At 59.9% G+C, this 17,008-nt stretch carries 20 protein-coding genes; 6 read left to right on the top strand and 14 right to left on the bottom strand.

Annotated elements, in window-relative coordinates; translation table 11 throughout:
* Window positions 1-4 precede the first annotated feature (4 nt).
* The 6 genes from FQ185_RS19375 to FQ185_RS19350 form a co-directional block, all read right to left on the bottom strand.
* On the bottom strand, window positions 5-556 hold the full coding sequence (locus tag FQ185_RS19375) for a cupin domain-containing protein (protein WP_149418820.1): 552 nt from the start codon (window positions 554-556) through the stop codon (window positions 5-7).
* A 14-nt stretch (window positions 557-570) separates the two neighbouring features.
* Complete coding sequence (locus FQ185_RS19370) at window positions 571-1,338, bottom strand: SDR family oxidoreductase (RefSeq protein ID WP_178113565.1); 768 nt, start codon at window positions 1,336-1,338, stop codon at window positions 571-573.
* A complete protein-coding gene (locus FQ185_RS19365) occupies window positions 1,335-2,111 on the bottom strand; it encodes an ABC transporter permease (RefSeq protein WP_149418819.1) in 777 nt (258 codons plus the stop codon). Before FQ185_RS19365 ends, FQ185_RS19370 begins: the two co-directional genes overlap by 4 nt.
* Before the next feature lie 28 nt (window positions 2,112-2,139).
* On the bottom strand, window positions 2,140-3,141 hold the full coding sequence (locus FQ185_RS19360; protein WP_149418818.1) for an ABC transporter substrate-binding protein: 1,002 nt from the start codon (window positions 3,139-3,141) through the stop codon (window positions 2,140-2,142).
* A gap of 39 nt (window positions 3,142-3,180) precedes the next feature.
* Entirely contained in the window at window positions 3,181-4,017 is an 837-nt protein-coding gene (locus FQ185_RS19355; protein ID WP_256730443.1) for an ABC transporter ATP-binding protein, read from the bottom strand.
* Window positions 4,018-4,310: 293 nt separating this feature from the next.
* Window positions 4,311-5,288, bottom strand: a complete 978-nt coding sequence (locus FQ185_RS19350; protein WP_149418816.1) for an EamA family transporter — start codon at window positions 5,286-5,288, stop codon at window positions 4,311-4,313.
* Window positions 5,289-5,669: 381 nt separating this feature from the next.
* On the opposite strand from FQ185_RS19350, the gene FQ185_RS19345 reads away from it, so the two are divergent.
* Window positions 5,670-5,870, top strand: coding sequence for a YbdD/YjiX family protein (locus tag FQ185_RS19345; RefSeq protein ID WP_149418815.1), 201 nt, complete (start codon window positions 5,670-5,672; stop codon window positions 5,868-5,870).
* A gap of 96 nt (window positions 5,871-5,966) precedes the next feature.
* Here FQ185_RS19345 and FQ185_RS19340 read toward each other — a convergent pair whose 3' ends face one another.
* On the bottom strand, window positions 5,967-6,725 hold the full coding sequence (locus FQ185_RS19340; RefSeq protein ID WP_149418814.1) for a DUF899 domain-containing protein: 759 nt from the start codon (window positions 6,723-6,725) through the stop codon (window positions 5,967-5,969).
* A gap of 102 nt (window positions 6,726-6,827) precedes the next feature.
* On the opposite strand from FQ185_RS19340, the gene FQ185_RS19335 reads away from it, so the two are divergent.
* Complete coding sequence (locus FQ185_RS19335; RefSeq protein ID WP_149418813.1) at window positions 6,828-8,048, top strand: helix-turn-helix domain-containing protein; 1,221 nt, start codon at window positions 6,828-6,830, stop codon at window positions 8,046-8,048.
* A gap of 35 nt (window positions 8,049-8,083) precedes the next feature.
* Window positions 8,084-8,713 (top strand): PQQ-binding-like beta-propeller repeat protein, encoded by a 630-nt coding sequence (locus FQ185_RS19330; RefSeq protein WP_149418812.1) that lies wholly within the window; start codon window positions 8,084-8,086, stop codon window positions 8,711-8,713.
* A gap of 186 nt (window positions 8,714-8,899) precedes the next feature.
* On the opposite strand, the gene FQ185_RS19325 is transcribed toward FQ185_RS19330, so the two are convergent.
* The gene (locus FQ185_RS19325; RefSeq protein WP_149418811.1) at window positions 8,900-9,760 is read right to left on the bottom strand and encodes a CAP domain-containing protein; all 861 of its coding nucleotides are present in this window, start codon (window positions 9,758-9,760) and stop codon (window positions 8,900-8,902) included.
* Between the two features lie 215 nt (window positions 9,761-9,975).
* Between FQ185_RS19325 and FQ185_RS19320 the strand changes: the two genes are divergently transcribed.
* Window positions 9,976-10,347, top strand: coding sequence for a hypothetical protein (locus FQ185_RS19320; protein WP_149418810.1), 372 nt, complete (start codon window positions 9,976-9,978; stop codon window positions 10,345-10,347).
* Between the two features lie 6 nt (window positions 10,348-10,353).
* Here the strand turns inward: FQ185_RS19320 and FQ185_RS19315 are convergent, their stop codons facing one another.
* Window positions 10,354-11,250 carry a DMT family transporter gene (locus FQ185_RS19315; protein ID WP_149418809.1) on the bottom strand — a complete coding sequence of 299 codons (897 nt, stop codon included), beginning with the start codon at window positions 11,248-11,250 and terminating at the stop codon, window positions 10,354-10,356.
* An 89-nt stretch (window positions 11,251-11,339) separates the two neighbouring features.
* On the opposite strand from FQ185_RS19315, the gene FQ185_RS19310 reads away from it, so the two are divergent.
* Together FQ185_RS19310 and FQ185_RS19305 are read left to right on the top strand one after the other, a co-directional pair.
* Window positions 11,340-12,671, top strand: coding sequence for a PLP-dependent aminotransferase family protein (locus FQ185_RS19310; protein WP_149418808.1), 1,332 nt, complete (start codon window positions 11,340-11,342; stop codon window positions 12,669-12,671).
* Between the two features lie 187 nt (window positions 12,672-12,858).
* A complete protein-coding gene (locus FQ185_RS19305; RefSeq protein ID WP_149418807.1) occupies window positions 12,859-13,215 on the top strand; it encodes a hypothetical protein in 357 nt (118 codons plus the stop codon).
* Window positions 13,216-13,380: 165 nt separating this feature from the next.
* On the opposite strand, the gene FQ185_RS30685 is transcribed toward FQ185_RS19305, so the two are convergent.
* From FQ185_RS30685 to FQ185_RS19275, 5 genes are all read right to left on the bottom strand, one after another.
* Complete coding sequence (locus tag FQ185_RS30685) at window positions 13,381-13,503, bottom strand: hypothetical protein (RefSeq protein ID WP_256730445.1); 123 nt, start codon at window positions 13,501-13,503, stop codon at window positions 13,381-13,383.
* A gap of 531 nt (window positions 13,504-14,034) precedes the next feature.
* Window positions 14,035-14,520, bottom strand: a complete 486-nt coding sequence (locus FQ185_RS19295; RefSeq protein ID WP_149418806.1) for a DUF6130 family protein — start codon at window positions 14,518-14,520, stop codon at window positions 14,035-14,037.
* A gap of 636 nt (window positions 14,521-15,156) precedes the next feature.
* Window positions 15,157-15,534, bottom strand: coding sequence for a DoxX-like family protein (locus FQ185_RS19285; RefSeq protein WP_149418805.1), 378 nt, complete (start codon window positions 15,532-15,534; stop codon window positions 15,157-15,159).
* Window positions 15,531-15,983 (bottom strand): thiol-disulfide oxidoreductase DCC family protein, encoded by a 453-nt coding sequence (locus FQ185_RS19280; RefSeq protein ID WP_149418804.1) that lies wholly within the window; start codon window positions 15,981-15,983, stop codon window positions 15,531-15,533. Before FQ185_RS19280 ends, FQ185_RS19285 begins: the two co-directional genes overlap by 4 nt.
* 106 nt (window positions 15,984-16,089) lie before the next feature.
* The gene (locus FQ185_RS19275) at window positions 16,090-16,992 is read right to left on the bottom strand and encodes a LysR substrate-binding domain-containing protein (protein WP_149418803.1); all 903 of its coding nucleotides are present in this window, start codon (window positions 16,990-16,992) and stop codon (window positions 16,090-16,092) included.
* Between the last annotated feature and the right edge of the window lie 16 nt (window positions 16,993-17,008).

The following is a 17,008-nucleotide window of genomic DNA, read 5'->3' as shown; positions in this document are numbered from 1 at the left end:
GGGCTTATCCGCGCTTGATCGAGGCCAGAGGGTGTTCTGGCGGGTAGGTCGGGGTCAGCGGTTTTTTCGCGCCGAGCATCACGCACATCAGCGCGTCTTCATCGCCGATGTTGATCTCTTCGCGGTACACGCCGGGCGGCACGGAAATCACGTCGCGGTCGGTGAGGATGGTTTCGAAACGCTCGCCGTCCTTTTCGATCACCACTTTGAGTTTGCCGCGCAGCACAAAGAACACTTCTTCAACGTCGGTGTGCAGGTGTGGCGGGCCTTCGTGACCGGCGGGAATCACCATGGTGGAGAACGTGAAGTTCTCTGACGGGATGGTGTTCATGTCGGTGCTCACGCCGGTGCCGCCGGTGCCGATGTAGCGCATTTGCGCGCGGCGGAATTTCGGGTCGTAGTCGGCCTGGAACTTCAGCGCGTTCCAGTCGTACTTGCGCGTGTCGTAGCGGGCGATGCGGGTTTTCATCCAGCTTTCGAGATCGCTGCCGGCCGGCTGTTCCCAGCTTTTCGGGGTTGGTTGCTGTGAAGATGAGTGTGCAGATAAATCGGTCATGGCTGTCTCCTGATTCAGGGCATGACGAACCCGCCGTTGACCGGCAAGGTTTGTCCAGTGATGAAACGGGCGAGGTCGGACAGCGCAAACAGCACGGCGCCGCTGACGTCTTCGGGAAGTTGTGGGCGTTGAATGGCCCGGTGGTCGTTGTACAAACGGTGACGTGCTTCGGGCACGTAGGCGGTGGCTTCGACCAGCACAAGGCCCGGCGCGATGGCGTTGACCGTGATGTTGTCGGTGCCCAGTTCGCGGGCCAGGCTGCGGGTCATCGCAATGATTGCGCCCTTGCTGGCGACATAGGCCAGCAGGTTCGGCGCGCCCCACAGCGGTGTGTCGGACGCCAGGTTGACGATGGCGCCATGACCACTGGCGCGCAGGGCTGGCAGGCACGCCTTGGTCATCAGCCAGGTGCCGCGCACGTTGACTTGCATGACTTGGTCCCAGGTCTCGAGGCTCAGCTCTTCGCAGGTCTTGCCGCCGGAATTGGTGATCGAAGCGTTGTTCACCAGGCCGTCGAGGCCGCCGAGCAGCCGAGTGGTTTCGGCCACGCAGGCATCGATCGAATCGGGTTGCGCAAGGTCAACCGTCACCCCATGAACGTTCAGGCCTTCGGCAACCAGTTCGGCGGCCGATTGCTGGACGCGTTCGGCGAGAATGTCGGCGATCACCACGTGGGCACCGGCGCGGCCGATGGCCTGGGCAAAGGCATAACCCAATCCGCGGGCGCCTCCGGTGACCAGGATCCGGCGGCCTTCGAGCAAACGATTGAGGGCCGTCATCATTGCGTACTCAGCATGGCTTTAGGCATGTAATGCAGCACGCGTTTCTCGGCCCAGACCACCGCGCCGTAGGAGAGCACACCGATCAGCGTGAGCATGACAATCGCGACGAATACGCCTGCGGTGTTGCCCTGGCCTTCAGCATCGACCAGCAGGAAGCCCAAGCCCTGGTTGCCGCCGACCAGCTCACCGACGGTGACGCCGATCACGGCCAGGGTCGAGGCAATGCGCAAACCCGAGAACAGCGCGGCCATGGCCGAGGGAAACTCCACCAGGCGGAAGATCTGCCAGCGGCTGGCGTTCATGGTCCGCACGAGGTTGATCATGTCTGGATCAACGGTGCGGATGGCCGAGAGCACGTTGATCATCACCGGGAAGAACACGATCAGGATGGCGATCAGGATCTTCGGGTAGATGGTGTAGCCCAGCCACATCACGAACAGCGGGGCGAAGGCGACTTTCGGGGCGATTTGCAGGGCCAGAATGTAAGGCGACAGCATGGCTTCAGCAGCGGGCGAGAGCCCGAGCGAAACACCGATCGCCACGCCGAGCAGCGCGCCCAGACCGAAGCCGACAATGATCTCGAACGCGGTAATCAGGGTGTGTTGCAGCAGGCCGCCGGTTTGCCACATCACCACGCTTTCCTGAACCACGCGGCTCAGGTGCGGCATGACGAATTCGGGCATGCCGAGCAGTCCCGGGCCCCATTGCCAGAGCACCAGGAACAGGATCAGCAGGGCAACGCTGCCGAGCATGGAGTTATTGAGGTTTTTCATCGTGTCGTTACCTTGTTGTCACTCGCCGTTATTGCGCAGCTGTTTGGGTGTCGATGAACTGGTTGGTGTACAGGTCGTCGAGCTTCGGTTCCTGGGTGACGATGCCTTCGCTGACGTAGAACTTGCGGACCGCTTCCAGTCGCGCCGGATCGATGCGGCCGAGTACGGTTTGATTGGCGTAGACGTGTTCGACGTAAAGCTTGAAGACCTTCTCCAGCGAATCTTCCTTGCCGGCGTAGGCGGGCACGGCTTTGGCGAAGGTGACCGCGGCGGCGCGCGGGTCCTGGATGATGTCGCGCATGCCTTGCAGGGTGGCCTGAACTACGCCGCGAACAATCTCCGGGTGCGTCTTGATGGCGTCGTCTGAAGCGAGGATCGCCTGGGCCATGCTCTCGAAAATCTGCGATTGCGGGATCAGTTTGATCTTCACCCCGGCTTCTTCGGCGTTGACCACCCAGTCCGGTACGCCCGCCATCGCCTGGGCTTTGTCAGCCGAGAACAACTGCCAGACGCCCGCCGGGCCGGCAGCCTGGATGCTTACGTCGGTTTTGCTCAGGCCGGCTTTGCGCAACGAGGCGAGCAAGGCGTAATAAGTGGTGTCCGAGTAGGACATCACCGTCATGGTCTTGTCCTTAAGGTCAGTGATCGAGTTGATGTTCTCGGCCGCATTGGTGGCAATCATGGTCACACCGCCGGCGCCCAACACCGCGACGGAGCGCACCGGAATACCGTTAGCCCGCACCACAATCGGGGTATCGCCCAGGGCACCGCCGAGCATGGCGTTACCGGCACCGATCTGTTTCGCCACGTCCACACCGCCCTTGGCGGCGATGAAGGTCATGTTCAGGTTCTGGGCGGCGTAGTAGCCCTTTTCCTGGGCGATGATCCACGGGGCGAACGCCGGCGAATTCGGCGGCGCCGGCAACAAATAGGTCACGTCGGTGGGCTGCGCCTGCGCGGCGAAAGCCATGCCCAGGCCGAGCGCGATGCCGCTGGCCTGGCTGAAGCGTTGAAACAGAGACTTGAACATGCGTACTCCTGAATCGGTTGATGGCCGCAAGGGCATTGATCAATGCAGTTCGGTGTCTTCGCCGACTTTCAGCAATTCCATCAGGCGACCGGCCAGCGGGCCGATTTCCGGCAGCTTGCGGCGCTCCAGCGGGTTGTCGCGAAACGGCAGGTCGACGGTGATTTCTTCGATGATGGTGCCCGGGCGCGCGCTCATGACCAGCAGCCGGTCGGACATGGCGATGGCTTCGATCAGGTCGTGGGTAATGAACAGGGCGGTTTTCTTTTCATCGAACAGCATTCGCGCCATGTCCTGTTGCAGGATCATCTTGGTCTGCGCATCGAGGGCCGAGAATGGCTCGTCGAGGAACAGAACCTGCGGGTCGATGGCCAGGGTCCGAGCCAGGGCTGCGCGCTGACGCATGCCGCCCGACAGTTGGAACGGGTAGTGGTCGGCAAAGCCTTGCAGGTGGCAGCGATCGAGCAGATCTTTGGCCACCGCCTGACGCTTGGCGGCAGGTACGCCCTGAATTTCCAGGCCCAGTTCGACGTTGCGACAAATGCTGCGCCATGGCATCAGCAGGTCTTTTTGCAGCATGAAAGCGACCTGGCGAACCGGGCCGGTCACCGCTTCACCGCCGACGAAGACTTCGCCTTCAGTCGGCCGGTACAAGCCGGAACCCATATTAAGGATGGTGCTCTTGCCGCAACCGGAAGGGCCGATGATCGACACCACTTCACCGCGGCGAATCTTGAAATTGACTTCACGAATGGCAAACGGCGCTTCGGACTTTCCTTTGGCCGGGAAACATTTGCCGACATTGCGGAATTCAATTTCGGTGGGCTCCAGATCTTCCTTGGGAGCGGGTTTATTCCATTGAGGAGCGATGGCGTACATCTCGTTCACAGCCATTGGGAAGGGTCTCTGGTCTGTTTTATAGGTGATACGCCGTTTAGTGCATGAACAATGCCAGAGGTAGGCCAAGTTGAATTGTTGTTAAAAAATGCTTGTTTATTAAGGGTTTGCGGATATTTAGATGTTTTGTTGATGTTTCATATATGAAACATGGTTTTCTATATGGCACGAAATTGCACATCCATTGCGCATGCAATGGATGTTGTGAAAGAGAGGGGTTGTAGGAGGTAACGCTTAAACAGCGGTTTTGTTTTACATACGAAACAGGCGGGTCGTTACAGGGATCGAGGCTTTGCGCCTGAGGTCAGCTTTGCGTGGGGGCGATCAGACTTGCGATAGGTCAACAGCACAATGCCGGTGACGACGATTACACCGCCGACCACTTGCCCTGCGCTGAGCATTTGATCCAGCACGATCCACCCCATTAATAAGGTAGCCAGCGGCTCGATGTTCATCACCGGCGCATTCTTCTGCATGTCCAACCGCGGCACGGAAATGAACAGCACGATAAAACCGGTGCCATAGAGCACCACCAAAGTGGCGAGGGCCAGCCAGCCAGTGGAAGTTGCCGGCAGGTTCAGGCCGCCGGGGAGGGCGCCGGTCAGGCCGGCGAGGTTGACGCTGCTGAAGACAATAAAGATGGTCAGCAGACTGCGCACGGAGCCACGCACCTGGGACAGCTTGTGATCGGTGATCCACAGCGCGCAGGCGAATACGCTGGCGGCACCGAAGGCGAGGGCAACGCCCAACAGCCACTGCGGGCCGACGCTGCTGTTGGCCGACAGGCGTCCAGGCACGTCCAGCACAAACACCAGCCCCAGCAGAATCAAGCCCATCAGCGTGGCGGTGCGAGCGGTGGGTCGCGCCCCGCCCAGCGCCCAGGTGAGCAGTGCCAGCAAGATGGGAAAGACGTTGGCCACCAGCAGCGCCAGCGCCACCGGCACCCGCGCTACGGCTGAATAAAGGCAAAGGCTTTGGGCTGTGATCAGCAATCCCAGCAGCAGCTGCCAACGCCAGGCTCCCGGGGCAAGGCGCAGGCTTTGGCGCTGCCACAGCACTATCGCGGCCAGTACCAATAATGTCCCGCCGGAGCGCATCAGAATTGCCAGTAACACCCCGGCCCCATCATCGAACGCCACCCGCGCCGCCACATGATTGCCGGCAAAGGCGCAACCCATGCACAGCAATATGAGCACGGCGAGGTGGCGGGGGAATGGAAGAGGGGTGGTTTGTGCGGGGGCCGGGCGGGTCATGGCAGGGTCTCATACAGTGCGTGCCACCGTTGGAGGATGGCTTGGTGTATTTATTTAGTTGTCGTACAACTTGAGGGTTTGTACCGTATTTGGTTTGAGGGGACAAGAGTGATAGGTATTTCAAATGCACGGATTTACAGGCTTGGCGGAGCATACTGGCTGCATTTGACGGGTTTGGCGGGAAAGGAGTCTTGCAGAGGAGATCGTATGACTATGGGTTGTGGGTGACTGTGAGGGCCTTTTCGCGAGCAGGCTCGCTTCCACAGGTCGGCGTCGCTGCTTTTGCATACTTGAAAATACAAATCACCCGGGTGCTGACACATTGCAGATACATAGGCGCGGTTTCATGGCTCCGTCCAACACTACAGCGAGATATTTGCCATGTACCGCAAACTGCAGCATGCCGCCAAGTTCCTCAGCCAGAGCGTGCGCTTGATGGTCGGCGTTCCGGATTACGACAACTATGTCGCGCAAATGGCGCTGAATCATCCGGACCAGCCAGTCATGAGCTATTCAGCGTTTTTCCGCGAACGTCAGGAAGCACGTTACGGCAAGCGGTCATGTACGACGCGTTGCTGCTGAGCGCCATTCGATCAGGCCGGGATTTGTAGTGGTTGTGAGGGCCTCTTCGCGAGCAGGCTCGCGAAGAGGCCCAGACAAACACCAGAAAATCCCGAATTAGTTGTACTCATCATGCCGACGCCACCAGGGCCCCGTTTCATTGCGTCCCTTGGGCGCGCGGTCAAGCCATTGATACATGTTCCAGAGCCCATCCACCCCCCGCGCATAGGTGGAATAGGTGTGATAAACCACACCGTCCTCAAGCACAAACGCGCTCAACCCCGGCCTGTCGCGCGAGTAGGTCGGCGCATCCGTTCCGCAAGTGGCCGCGAACCGGGCGACAGGTTCCGGGATTTGCGTGGCGTCCATCGCATGTCCGCCGCGCTGGTAGTTGTAGTCGACCGTCCCTTCGCGCTGTTGCGCCTCGGTGAACGAGACGTTGAAGTCAGCGGTGAAGTCGCTGTCGGGCGCAGACGCCCAAGGGAACGTCCAGCCCATCCGCTGCTTGTAGGCTTGCAGTTTCGCCAAGGGCGCGCGGGAGACGGTGATCAGTGTGACGTCATGGTTCGCCAGGTGAGTGACGATGCCGTCGTAGCCGTCCGCGATGGCCGAGCAGGACGGGCAGCCAGCCTTGTAGTCAGGTCCGAACATGAAGTGGTAGACGAGCAGTTGTGAGCGTCCCTGAAACAGGTCTGTCAGCGTGACACTGCCTTGGTCGGTGTCGAAGCGGTAATCCTTGTCGACCCGAACCCACGGCAGTGCCTGACGCTGGCGCGCCAGTTCGTCGCTGCGTCGCGTCAGCGCCTTTTCCGCTTCGAGCAATTCGAGCCTTGCAGACAGCCATTCTTCACGCGTTGCGATCATGTGTGTGGGCATGATTGTTCGCTCCCTTGGGGTCGTCCTTCGTAGTGGGTAGTCGTGAGATAGACTAAACAGCGTACATCCGATGGTGGGAGTGACAAATGTGGCGGGATTCCGATGGATTCGCTGATTACGGCCGCAGCGCAGGCGCTGGCGAGGGGTGACCCGCTTGGCGCGCTGAACCGGGTCGCGCTGCGTGACGATGCGCCGGCGCTTGCGCTGCGGGGTATCGCGATGGCGCAGCTCGGCGATCTGGTTCGGGCGAAGGCGCTGGTGCAGAAAGCGGCGCGGGCCTTCGGTCCGAAGGAGGCCGTGGCTCGGGCGCGGTGCGTGGTGGCCGAGGCCGAGATTGCGTTGGCGTCCCGCGACTTGGGTTGGCCGGTGAAGGCGCTCGAGGCGGCGCGGGTGACGCTGGAGGCCCACGGCGATCGGGTCAATGCCGCCCATGCGCGGTATCTGCAGATCCGGCGTTTGCTGTTGATCGGGCGGCTCGATGAGGCCGAAATCCTGCTCGCCGAACTCGACCCCGCGCCATTGCCGCCGGCATTGCGGGCCGCCCATGAACTGGTCGTGACGGGGATCGCGATGCGGCGACTCGAAACGAAAAAGGCGCGGTCTGCACTCACGAGGGCCGCGCACGCCGCCCACGAGGCCGGTATTGCTGCGCTGACGGCAGAGGTCGAAAGCGTAGCGCTGGTTCTGAATACCCCAGCAGCGCGGTTGATCGCCCTGGGCGAGGAGCGGCCGCTGTTGCTGGATGAAGTTGAAGCGTTGCTGGCGTCGAAATCGCTGGTGGTGGACGCGTGCCGGTACAGCGTGCGTGGCGCCGGCATGTCGGTTTCCCTTGCCACACGCCCGGTGTTGTTCACCCTCGCCAGGGCGCTGGCTGAAGCCTGGCCCGCTGACGTCCCGAGGGAAACGCTGATTGCCAAGGCCTTTCGATTGAAGCTCGCCGATGAGTCCCTTCGCGCACGGTTGCGCGTCGAAGTAGGGCGATTGCGCACGGCGCTTAAACCCTTGGCCGGTGTGACGGCGACCCAGCGCGGGTTTGTGCTGGTGCCGCTGATTGCCGTCGACATTGTGGTGCTGGCTCGGCCGGTGGAAGAGAAGCACGCGGCACTGTTTGCCTTCCTCGCCGACGGTGAATCGTGGTCGAGCTCGGCGCTGGCGCTAGCCCTGGGTGCCAGCCAGCGGACGGTGCAACGCGCACTCGACGTACTGGCCTGCGCTGGCAACGTGCAGTCGTACGGTCGCGGTCGCGCACGGCGCTGGATGACCCCGCCGGTGCCGGGTTTCGCGACGACCTTGTTACTCCCGGCGCCACTGCCCAGTGACTAGGATCACTCCACACACCCAGTGACGAGGAAGCCAACATGAAACACTCATCAGCAGAAATCCTCAGTGAATATGGCCCGTTTGCGGGCGTCGACAAGATCCATGGTGTCACCTTCGACGGCCAAAACGTCTGGTTTGCGACCGGCGAAAAACTCAACGCTCTGGACCCTGCGAGCGGCCAGACGTTGCGCTCGATCAATGTCGCCGCCCATGCCGGCACAGCCTTTGACGGCGAGTACCTGTTCCAGATCGCCGAGGATCGCATCCAGAAAATCGATCCGCAGACGGGACGGGTGCTCGCCACGATTCCGGCGCCGGGCGGCAGTGACTCGGGGCTCACCTGGGCTGAAGGGACGCTGTGGGTCGGTGAATATCAAGATCGCAAGATTCATCAGATCGATCCCAAAACCGGGACGATTCTGCGCACCATCGAGTCCAACCGTTTTGTGACCGGCGTGACCTGGGTCGAGGGTCAGTTGTGGCATGCCACGTGGGAAGGGAATGAGAGTGAGTTGCGGCACATTGATTCGAAGACCGGCGAGGTGCTGGAGAGTATGAAGATGCCGGCCGGCGTCGGGGTTTCAGGGCTTGAATCCGATGGCGCCGATCAGTTTTTCTGCGGCGGCGGTGACAGTGGCAAGGTGAGGGTAGTTCGCCGGCCGAAATGACCGCAGCAAGCTCCCCTGTAAACACCATCCCCTGTGGGAGCGGGCTTGCCCGCGATGAGGCCCGTCCAACCAACAAAAGACTCATCGAGTAAAAACCGGCCCTCAAAGCTAATGCCGGTTAGTCAAGCAATTCAGCAGCAACGCATACCTTGTTCCCGTCTTGGTTTGACTGATCGGTATTGCCAGTCAAGGCGCCCCAAACAACATCGTCCAGTAAACCCCTTCATCGCTACGCGAATCCGCCGCATAAGCCGCACCCATTTGGGTAAACATCGGGTTCATCAGATTGGCGCAATGCCCAGGGCTGGCCAGCCAGCCCGACATCGCCTTGCTCGGCGAACCCTGGCCGGCAGCAATGTTCTCGCCAATCTGTCGCCCACGGAAACCAGCGGCTCTGGCCCGATCTGCCGGCATATCGCCGTCGGAATCGCGGTGTGCGAAGTAATTGCCGTAGGCCATGGCCTTGCTGTGCCCTTGCGCCGCAGCGCCCAGCGCGGCGTTCCAGGCCAACGGTCGTGCAGCGGCGAAACGCTGACGGCCGCACAGGCGCGGCTTTGAACGCGCCGAATTGACTTGCGCCAGCAACGCCTTGCTGACGGCGCGTGTATCGCCCACCTGACCATCGAGCACCGGCCGCGCTAGCACCACCTGCCACTCACTCCGGGCGCGACTGACACCAATATCGGCGAACTGGGTATCGAGCAACGCCGCGCAGTAATCGTTCTGCAGCATCTCGAACGCCTCGTCGGCATCCTGCGCACCGACCACCCGGAGGGTTCGCACTGTCACCGGTTGGTAGCCGGACGCTTTCAACCTGTCCCGCAAGCCGCCGCCATAGCCGATCGGCAAGGCCAGGTTCGACTTCAGCGCCAACGGCGTTAACGCTCGCCCGGTCCGCCCTGAGCAGCGATAAGGATGGGCGCGGTAGTCGTTGATGGCTTCCACCAGTTGTCGTTCCGCGCCCGCATGGGCGGGGCTGGCGAACAGTGAAATCAGCGGAATCAGGCACAGTGAAACAACGCGAAACGAGCGAACGAAGTGGCGCATGGGGAGGACGGCTCTGATGAAGTGACACGCTAAAGGGTGAAAGTGGAGCCGGGCGAAGACCGTTTATTTGTCGGTGTTGATGAGCTTCGCGGCTGGTTTAAGACTGGCTTCTCGAGACTTGGTTCACGAGGCGGGATACAAATTCAGGAAGGACGCCGAAGCGGCGGGGAGGTGTCGTATCATGGCCTTTTCTCGCCACAGACAAGGACCCACTCATGGGCTTGAGCAAACGTGATCAGGCACATATCGAGCGTCGCCTGGTCGCTACCCTGACCGAGGCGTGTGAGACGGCCAAAGCGGAAATCATCGGGTTCACCTGGTTGACTCACGAAGTCGATTACGCTGAATTCCCCTCCAGCCTGAGCGTCATCTGGGTGTTCGACACCCAGGCGCAAAAAGACCTGGCACTGGCAAGCGGGCAGGGCGAGCGCATGGTCGAGCTGACCGCCATTGCGTTAAGCGAAGCGGATGTTCTGCTCAGCCAGGTTTCGGCCCATGTGCAATTCGATTCTGAAGAGCAATGTCAGCGCGCCCATGCCGGCAACTGGCAGCAACGCCTGGCGCGCAATCGCTCCAAACGAGGATAACGGTGTTTACTTCGAAAATTTCCTCGCGCCCGCCACGCACAGAATCACCGCAACGGTGACGCCCAGCATGCCGATGCTGACCTGCTCGTGAAGCAACGTGGCAGCCAATGCCAGTCCAAAAAACGGCTGTAGCAACTGAAGCTGACCAACAGCAGCAATCCCTCCTTGTGCCAGTCCCCGATACCAGAATACGAAGCCGACCAGCATGCTGAAGATCGATACATAAGCCAGGCTGACCCACGCGCCGGTACTGATGCCGGTGAACGAGGACGGTGCGATGAACCAGGTCAACGGAATCATGACGGGCAACGACAATACCAACGCCCAGGAGATCACTTGCCAGCCGCCGAGCGTCCTTGAAAGCTTCGCACCTTCGGCATAGCCGAGGCCGCAGGCGAGGATCGCCAGCAACATCAGAATGTCCCCCGCAGGATTGGCGGTCAGGCCTTGGGAGAGTGCAAACCCCACCACCAGGGCGCTTCCCAGCACCGAAAAGATCCAGAAAACCGGTCGCGGCCGCTCGCCACCGCGCAACACACCGAACGCAGCGGTGGCAAGCGGCAACAGGCCGACAAAGACGATGGAATGCGCAGACGACACATACTGCAACGCCAGCGCCGTCAGCAGCGGAAAACCCACTACAACGCCCAGTGCCACGATGGCCAAGGACAAAAGCTGGTGTCTGGCCGGGCGCTTTTCTCTAAAGAGCACAAGCAGGCACAGCGCCAGGAGCCCGGCGATGGTGGCTCGGGCTACCGTCAGGAAAACCGGGTCAAATTCCAGCACCGCCACCCGTGTTGCCGGCAGTGAACCGCTGAAAATCAACACGCCGATGAAGCCGTTGAGCCATCCACTCGCCGTCCTTTGCGTCGTGGGGTTTTGCAGGCGAGAGATCCGTTCCATTTAGGTCACACTCAAGGACTGTTTGCGTGACAGCCATCGTATGATCGAAGATCAGCACAATCAAAAAATTGTCATGGATACATCTCGACATGCCTCGATCACGGTACAAGTCTTTAGTGGATGCTTTGGCAGCTGACATCCGGTCTGGGCGATTGCTGCCGGGCACGCGCTTGCCGACGCATCGTCAGCTCGCCACGACAGAAGGGCTGGCGTTGGTGACGGCAAGCCGGGTCTATGCCGAACTCGAAGCCATGGGCCTGGTCAGCGGGGAGACCGGGCGAGGCACATTCGTGCGGGAGATTTTGTTATCCCCTGGCCAGGGCATCGATCAGAAAGTCGTTGCAACCGGCATGACCGATCTCAACTTCAACTATCCATCGCTGCCCGGACAGGCAGAACTGTTGCGAACAGCGCTGCGCCAACTCGCCTTGGCCGGCGACCTGGAGTCCTTGCTGCGTTACCAGCCACACGCGGGACGCCCTCATGAGCGCGCCTCGGTGGCCGGCCATCTGCGCGCCCGGGGACTGACGGTGGACGCCGGGCAAGTGTTGATGGTCAGTGGCGCACAACACGGGCTGGCCGTCACCCTGATGGCGCTGCTGCAACCCGGCGATGTGATTGCCGCTGATGCATTGACCTATTCCGGCTTCAAAGTACTGGCCGAAGCCCTGCACCTGGAAATCGTGCCCATTCCCGTCGCTGCTCATGGCTCTGATCTGGAGGCACTGGACAGTCTGTGCCGGAGTCGGCGCGTGCGAGCCGTGTACACGATGCCGACACTGCACAATCCGCTGGGATGGGTAATGAGTGCCGAACAACGCGAGCACTTGGTGACGATTGCGCGCCGACATGGACTGCTCATCATCGAGGACGCCGCTTACGCCTTCCTGGTCGAGAACCCACCGCCGCCATTGGCGCAACTCGCCCCCGAGCGGACGGTTTACGTTTCAGGGCTGTCCAAGAGCGTGTCCACCGGTTTACGCGTAGGCTTCGTCGCTGCCCCCGCCGAAAAAGTCCCTGCGTTGGAGCGCATCATCAGATCGACCACCTGGAATACCCCGGGCGTGATGACGGCAATCGCGTGCGCGTGGCTCGACGATGGCACTGTCATGCAGCTCGAAGGTGAAAAACGCCGGGACGCGCAGGCCCGTCAAGTCGTGGCCGCCGAGGTGCTGGCGGGGCTGGAGTGCGTTAGTCATCCGTCGTCGTATTTTCTTTGGTTGCCTCTGTTTGAAGATGCAAGGGCTGACCAGATCGCCAAGGCATTGCTGCATGAAAAAGTCGCCGTTTCAACGGCGGAGCCGTTTGCGATTTCTGTGCATGTGCCTCATGCGATTCGGTTGGCACTGGGCTCTGCGCAGATCGGCCCATTGCGCGAAGCGCTTGAAAAAGTGAAGTGGGTGATTGGTGCATATTCATAGGCTTTCGGCGCAGGAAATGCACAGATGCTCAAGGCGCCAGCGGCAATTACGCTGATCGTCAGGCCCTGGGCTAAACTCATGCGAGTGCTCGCGGAGTCAAACGTTTGAGGTCTTGGCCGAACAAAGATCATCTAGGTCAGCTGCGCCGGCCTGCCGACAAGCATCCACTTCTACCGGAGAACCTCGAATGCCTGAAGATAACAAAGATTCCTCAGCCTCTTCACAGCAGCTCCTGATGGCATTGTCGAAATGGGACAATGAAGGCGCAGCAGATACCCTCCAGAGCAACGAGGCGAACGAGATACCAGAGTTGTCCAACGCCGAACTGGTCCACCTTAGGATCCGTGTGATTGCCTTGGAAAACCTGGTGATCGCTTTGCTCGCCCAAGGGTCGGATCAACAGCTTGCGGTCGCACGCGAAATGGCTGGCTACATCACGCCCAGGCCGGGTTTCACCCAGCACCCGCTGACGATTCATGCGGCCTCGCAAATGGTCGACAGCGTCGACCGTGCGGTGAGATTTCGAAAACTGTCTGGGGCTTGAATGCCGTGCCGATACCAGCCAGCCGACGTTCCTGTCCGGCAATGCTCGCAGTGTCAGCGTCGGTCTGAACTACCGTTTTTGAGCTGATTTCCGGCCGGCAAAGTGGCCGCCCTTGTGGGCGTGATGGCGAGTGCGCAGCAGCGCCCTCGCCACACGCATCTTTCACTACGCAGGCGGATCGATTTGCTCCAGCACCCGGTTCGCGATGATTTCCGCCAACATCATGCTGTTGGAAATGCCCGGCAGGGCATTGCGCGACCCCCCGTCCAGATGATCCACCAAGCGCATTGCGGCGCTGTTGAATCGGTGGGCGGGCGCGTCCTACACGCGGTGAACGTCAAGAAAATCGAGGACGCATCTGACGTGAAAACTCACACTCCCATCGTTCCCGCAGAGCCGCCCGAATCCCCTCCAGCAACATCGCAAATGCCCAATGCTGTGGTGCAAAGCCGAGTATCCGTGCCGACGCTTTCAGCGACTCAGAGAGGAGGGTCAGGGCCCAGTTCCTGATTGGTGCGCTGGAGTTCCTAGGGCATCACCTTCCATCGAGAGGCGCACCGCGAGATTGCCGGCGATCGGCGAATTCGCAACGTACGCCACCGCCACGTCAACCAGCAGGAACAGTCCTATCCAGGTCAACCACGGGCGGACCTACATTCGTTGGTCCGCGGCATCAGGTGGGCGGTGGTACGACAGCATTCCGACCAGCAGCAGAATCGACATGACCAGTCGAAAATGTTCACTCGAATGTCCTCAAAGCCAACGAAAAAAGGGACGTCCATTAGCCGGTGTCGAGTCAAGGCGATATACACCCAACAGTTATGGTTTTATTGCGTGACCATCGTCAATGTGGGAGGCGTCTGCTGGCTTCTTGTCCGGGACGATAAAACTCACTGTCGTACTGGTGAGGATTTTGTGAGTCGGGTCGGCCACTTCGAGAAGAACATTGTGAATGCCGGGCTTCAGTCCAACCACGATAATTGGATCTTCACTGGTGTGCGCCCATGTACCTTTCCAGTCGTCGACGGTCACGTGAAGGTGACTCAAACGTGGTGATACATCAGCCGCCGCTTTGCCAAATACCGGCATGATCCTGGCGTGCTCTGTTCGATACTGGATGATGACAACACCGCGGGCGAGCGCCTCGGCAAGCGGCGGATAGGCAATGAGTTTTGGCAGCGTCTCAGATTTCAATGGGAGTATTGCCGATGGGGGATTGGTGTCTGCTACCCCTTGACCGAACGCTGTTGTGCAAAACAAGAAGCCCAAAGCAAGGGCGAACAGATTTCTGAGAGCGAGGGGCATGGTTTTTCTCCCGCGTGCTATCACTCAAGGCTAGATCAAACCGCGCAGTTGTCTACGTTTACAGAAAATGTGTCGCATGGTTTCAAAAGCGCCCAACGACGATCTAAAGCCTTTGAGGAACCTGACTTAGTCACGACTGGACTGATTTGATTGTTATTTAAAATCGGAATCGCCCATTTATCTAATCGACACGCACTGACCGCTTTTGGCTGTGGATTCAACGATCGTGGGTTCAAAGCTGTCGGTCATGGCGACTATTGACGAGGGCCAACCACTTGCGCCTATGATTTGGCGTATGTCCCTATGCATTACCTAAAGGCACCAGGACGGCGCTCAAATTACGGCAAGCGTGTGTCACAGATCTTCCTTCGATATATCGGGGAGAGCAGGACTACATCCGGTGCTGGGAACCCGATCATGAACATGCATGGCAGACCCAGTTGGAGCGACACCTTACACGCTGGGTGGAAAACTTTAATCGGTTGACGGTCGCGATCATCGACGAGCAGTTTGCTGGCTACTCTTTGTGATCGTGATGATCGTGATGATCGTGATGATCGTGATGATCATGATGATCATGGTGACGAAGTTCACGCCGGGACAGTTGGTTGAGTTCTTGATGTAGTCGCGGCGACCTCACTTTTGCTCAAGCCGTGTATTCCAGACCACCGCGCACAGGGCCAATCCCGCCACATTCAGCGTAACGGGATTGAAGGCCTCCCTGAGCATGGCCGGATTGAAAATCGCGACATCCAGCAACAGGCCGGTCAGCGCCGACGAAGCGACGATCAGCGGCCAGGCAGTGCGCCGCGCCAGCAACAACCACAAGGCCAGGCCAATTTCCGCAACGCCTGCCGCATAGGCGAATAGCTCCACTTGCTGGATACCATGCGCCTGGATCATGGTTCGCTCGCCTTGACTCAGCCAGAGCAGCTTGGGCACCAGACCGTGGTAGGCAAACATGAAAACCAGGCCGCCGCGGGCGATCCAGTGGACGCGTTTCAGGACGCTCATCTTGGGGCTTTCAAGAAGCGGTGTTCATGGTCGGGATGGGGCAAAAGGCACGTGTCGTATTTGCCGAAGAGCCGATACCGATTCAGCGCAACGCGATCGTAGGCCCAATCCCGCAGCCAGCGAGGGCAACCGCGCAGCAACATCACCGCGCGCCAAAGACCGGGCAGCAGGTTGATAACTTCGAAGAAGGCATCTGAACGCACCCAGTAATGCCGGTCGCGGATCACCGCCATGGTGTCGAATTGATCCACCGGTAAATTTGCCCACGCCAACAGTGCCTGACCTTCAGGGGATTGCACTGACGCCAGCCGCACGCGTCGGTGCAGATCGTGGCGGATCAGAAACCTTGCCCAGCCGTTACACAATTTGCATAGGCCGTCGAACAGGACGACGGTTTCGCCTTGCTGGAGTAAGGGCGCGGAGGAGGGGCGGGTCTGAGATGCTGGCATGAATGGGGGCCGTGGGTGGGTTGGGGCTTTTGGATCATACCTGTGTAGTGCGCTTGGGATTTGTTTTTTAGTGATGGGTGCTTGTTGCCACGTCCTCCCTAAAAAATCACAATCCCCATCCTTCCCGTACAGCCGTCCGAATCCCCTCCAGCAACATCGCAAACGCCGGATTGTCATTGTTCTCGCGCCAGATCAAATGCAGTTCGCTCTGTACGCCTTCCCCCAAATCAATATCCCGAAACACCACATTCTTGAACACCACACTGCTGGCACAACGCGGCACCAACGCAAGACCCATTCCAGCGTTGACCAGCGCCAAAATCGTCAGTGAAGAACCCAGCCATTGCACGTATTCCGGGGCGACGCGGGCGGATCGAAGCATGCCGGTCAGCAGTTCGTTGAACGGTGGGTAGGCGGCGTGGGAGTACATCAGGAAAGGTTGCGCGTCGAGGTCTTTGACGGACACGGTTTCGGCGCTGGCCAATCGATGATTGCTGGGGACGGCCAGTACGAACGGTTCTCGCACCAGGCACTCGGTGGCGTAGCCCGGCTCCAGTAAGGGCGCGCGAACGATGCCCAAATCGATACGCCGAGCGCGAAGGGCTTCGTGCTGCTGGTAGGTGTTCATCTCTGACAGATCGATTTTCACATGCGGTTGTTTGAGCCGCGCTTCGGCGATGACCTTGGGCAGGAATTCGTACACCGCGCTGCCGACGAAGCTGATGTTGACCGAACCGATATCGCCTTCGGCAAAACGTCGGGCGGTCACGGCGGCTTGCTGGGCGCGCTCCAGCAGATTTTGCGCTTCGATGAAGAACGCGCGGCCGGCAGCCGTCAGGGCGACGCTGCGGGTGGTGCGGGTAAATAGCTCGACGCCCAGATGGTGTTCCAGCAGTTGAATCTGTCGGCTGAGGGGTGGTTGGGTCATGTTCAGCCGTTCGGCGGCACGACGGAAGTTGAGTTCCGTCGCCACGGTGGTGAAGCAGCGCAATTGGGTGAGTTCGAACATTGATCTAATCCAGGTA

It is taken from the genome of Pseudomonas sp. ANT_H12B, assembly GCF_008369325.1.
In the GTDB taxonomy this organism is placed as follows: Bacteria; Pseudomonadota; Gammaproteobacteria; order Pseudomonadales; family Pseudomonadaceae; genus Aquipseudomonas.
Note: the sequence above shows the minus strand (reverse complement) of the source record. Positions and strands in the feature narration are given on the sequence as shown.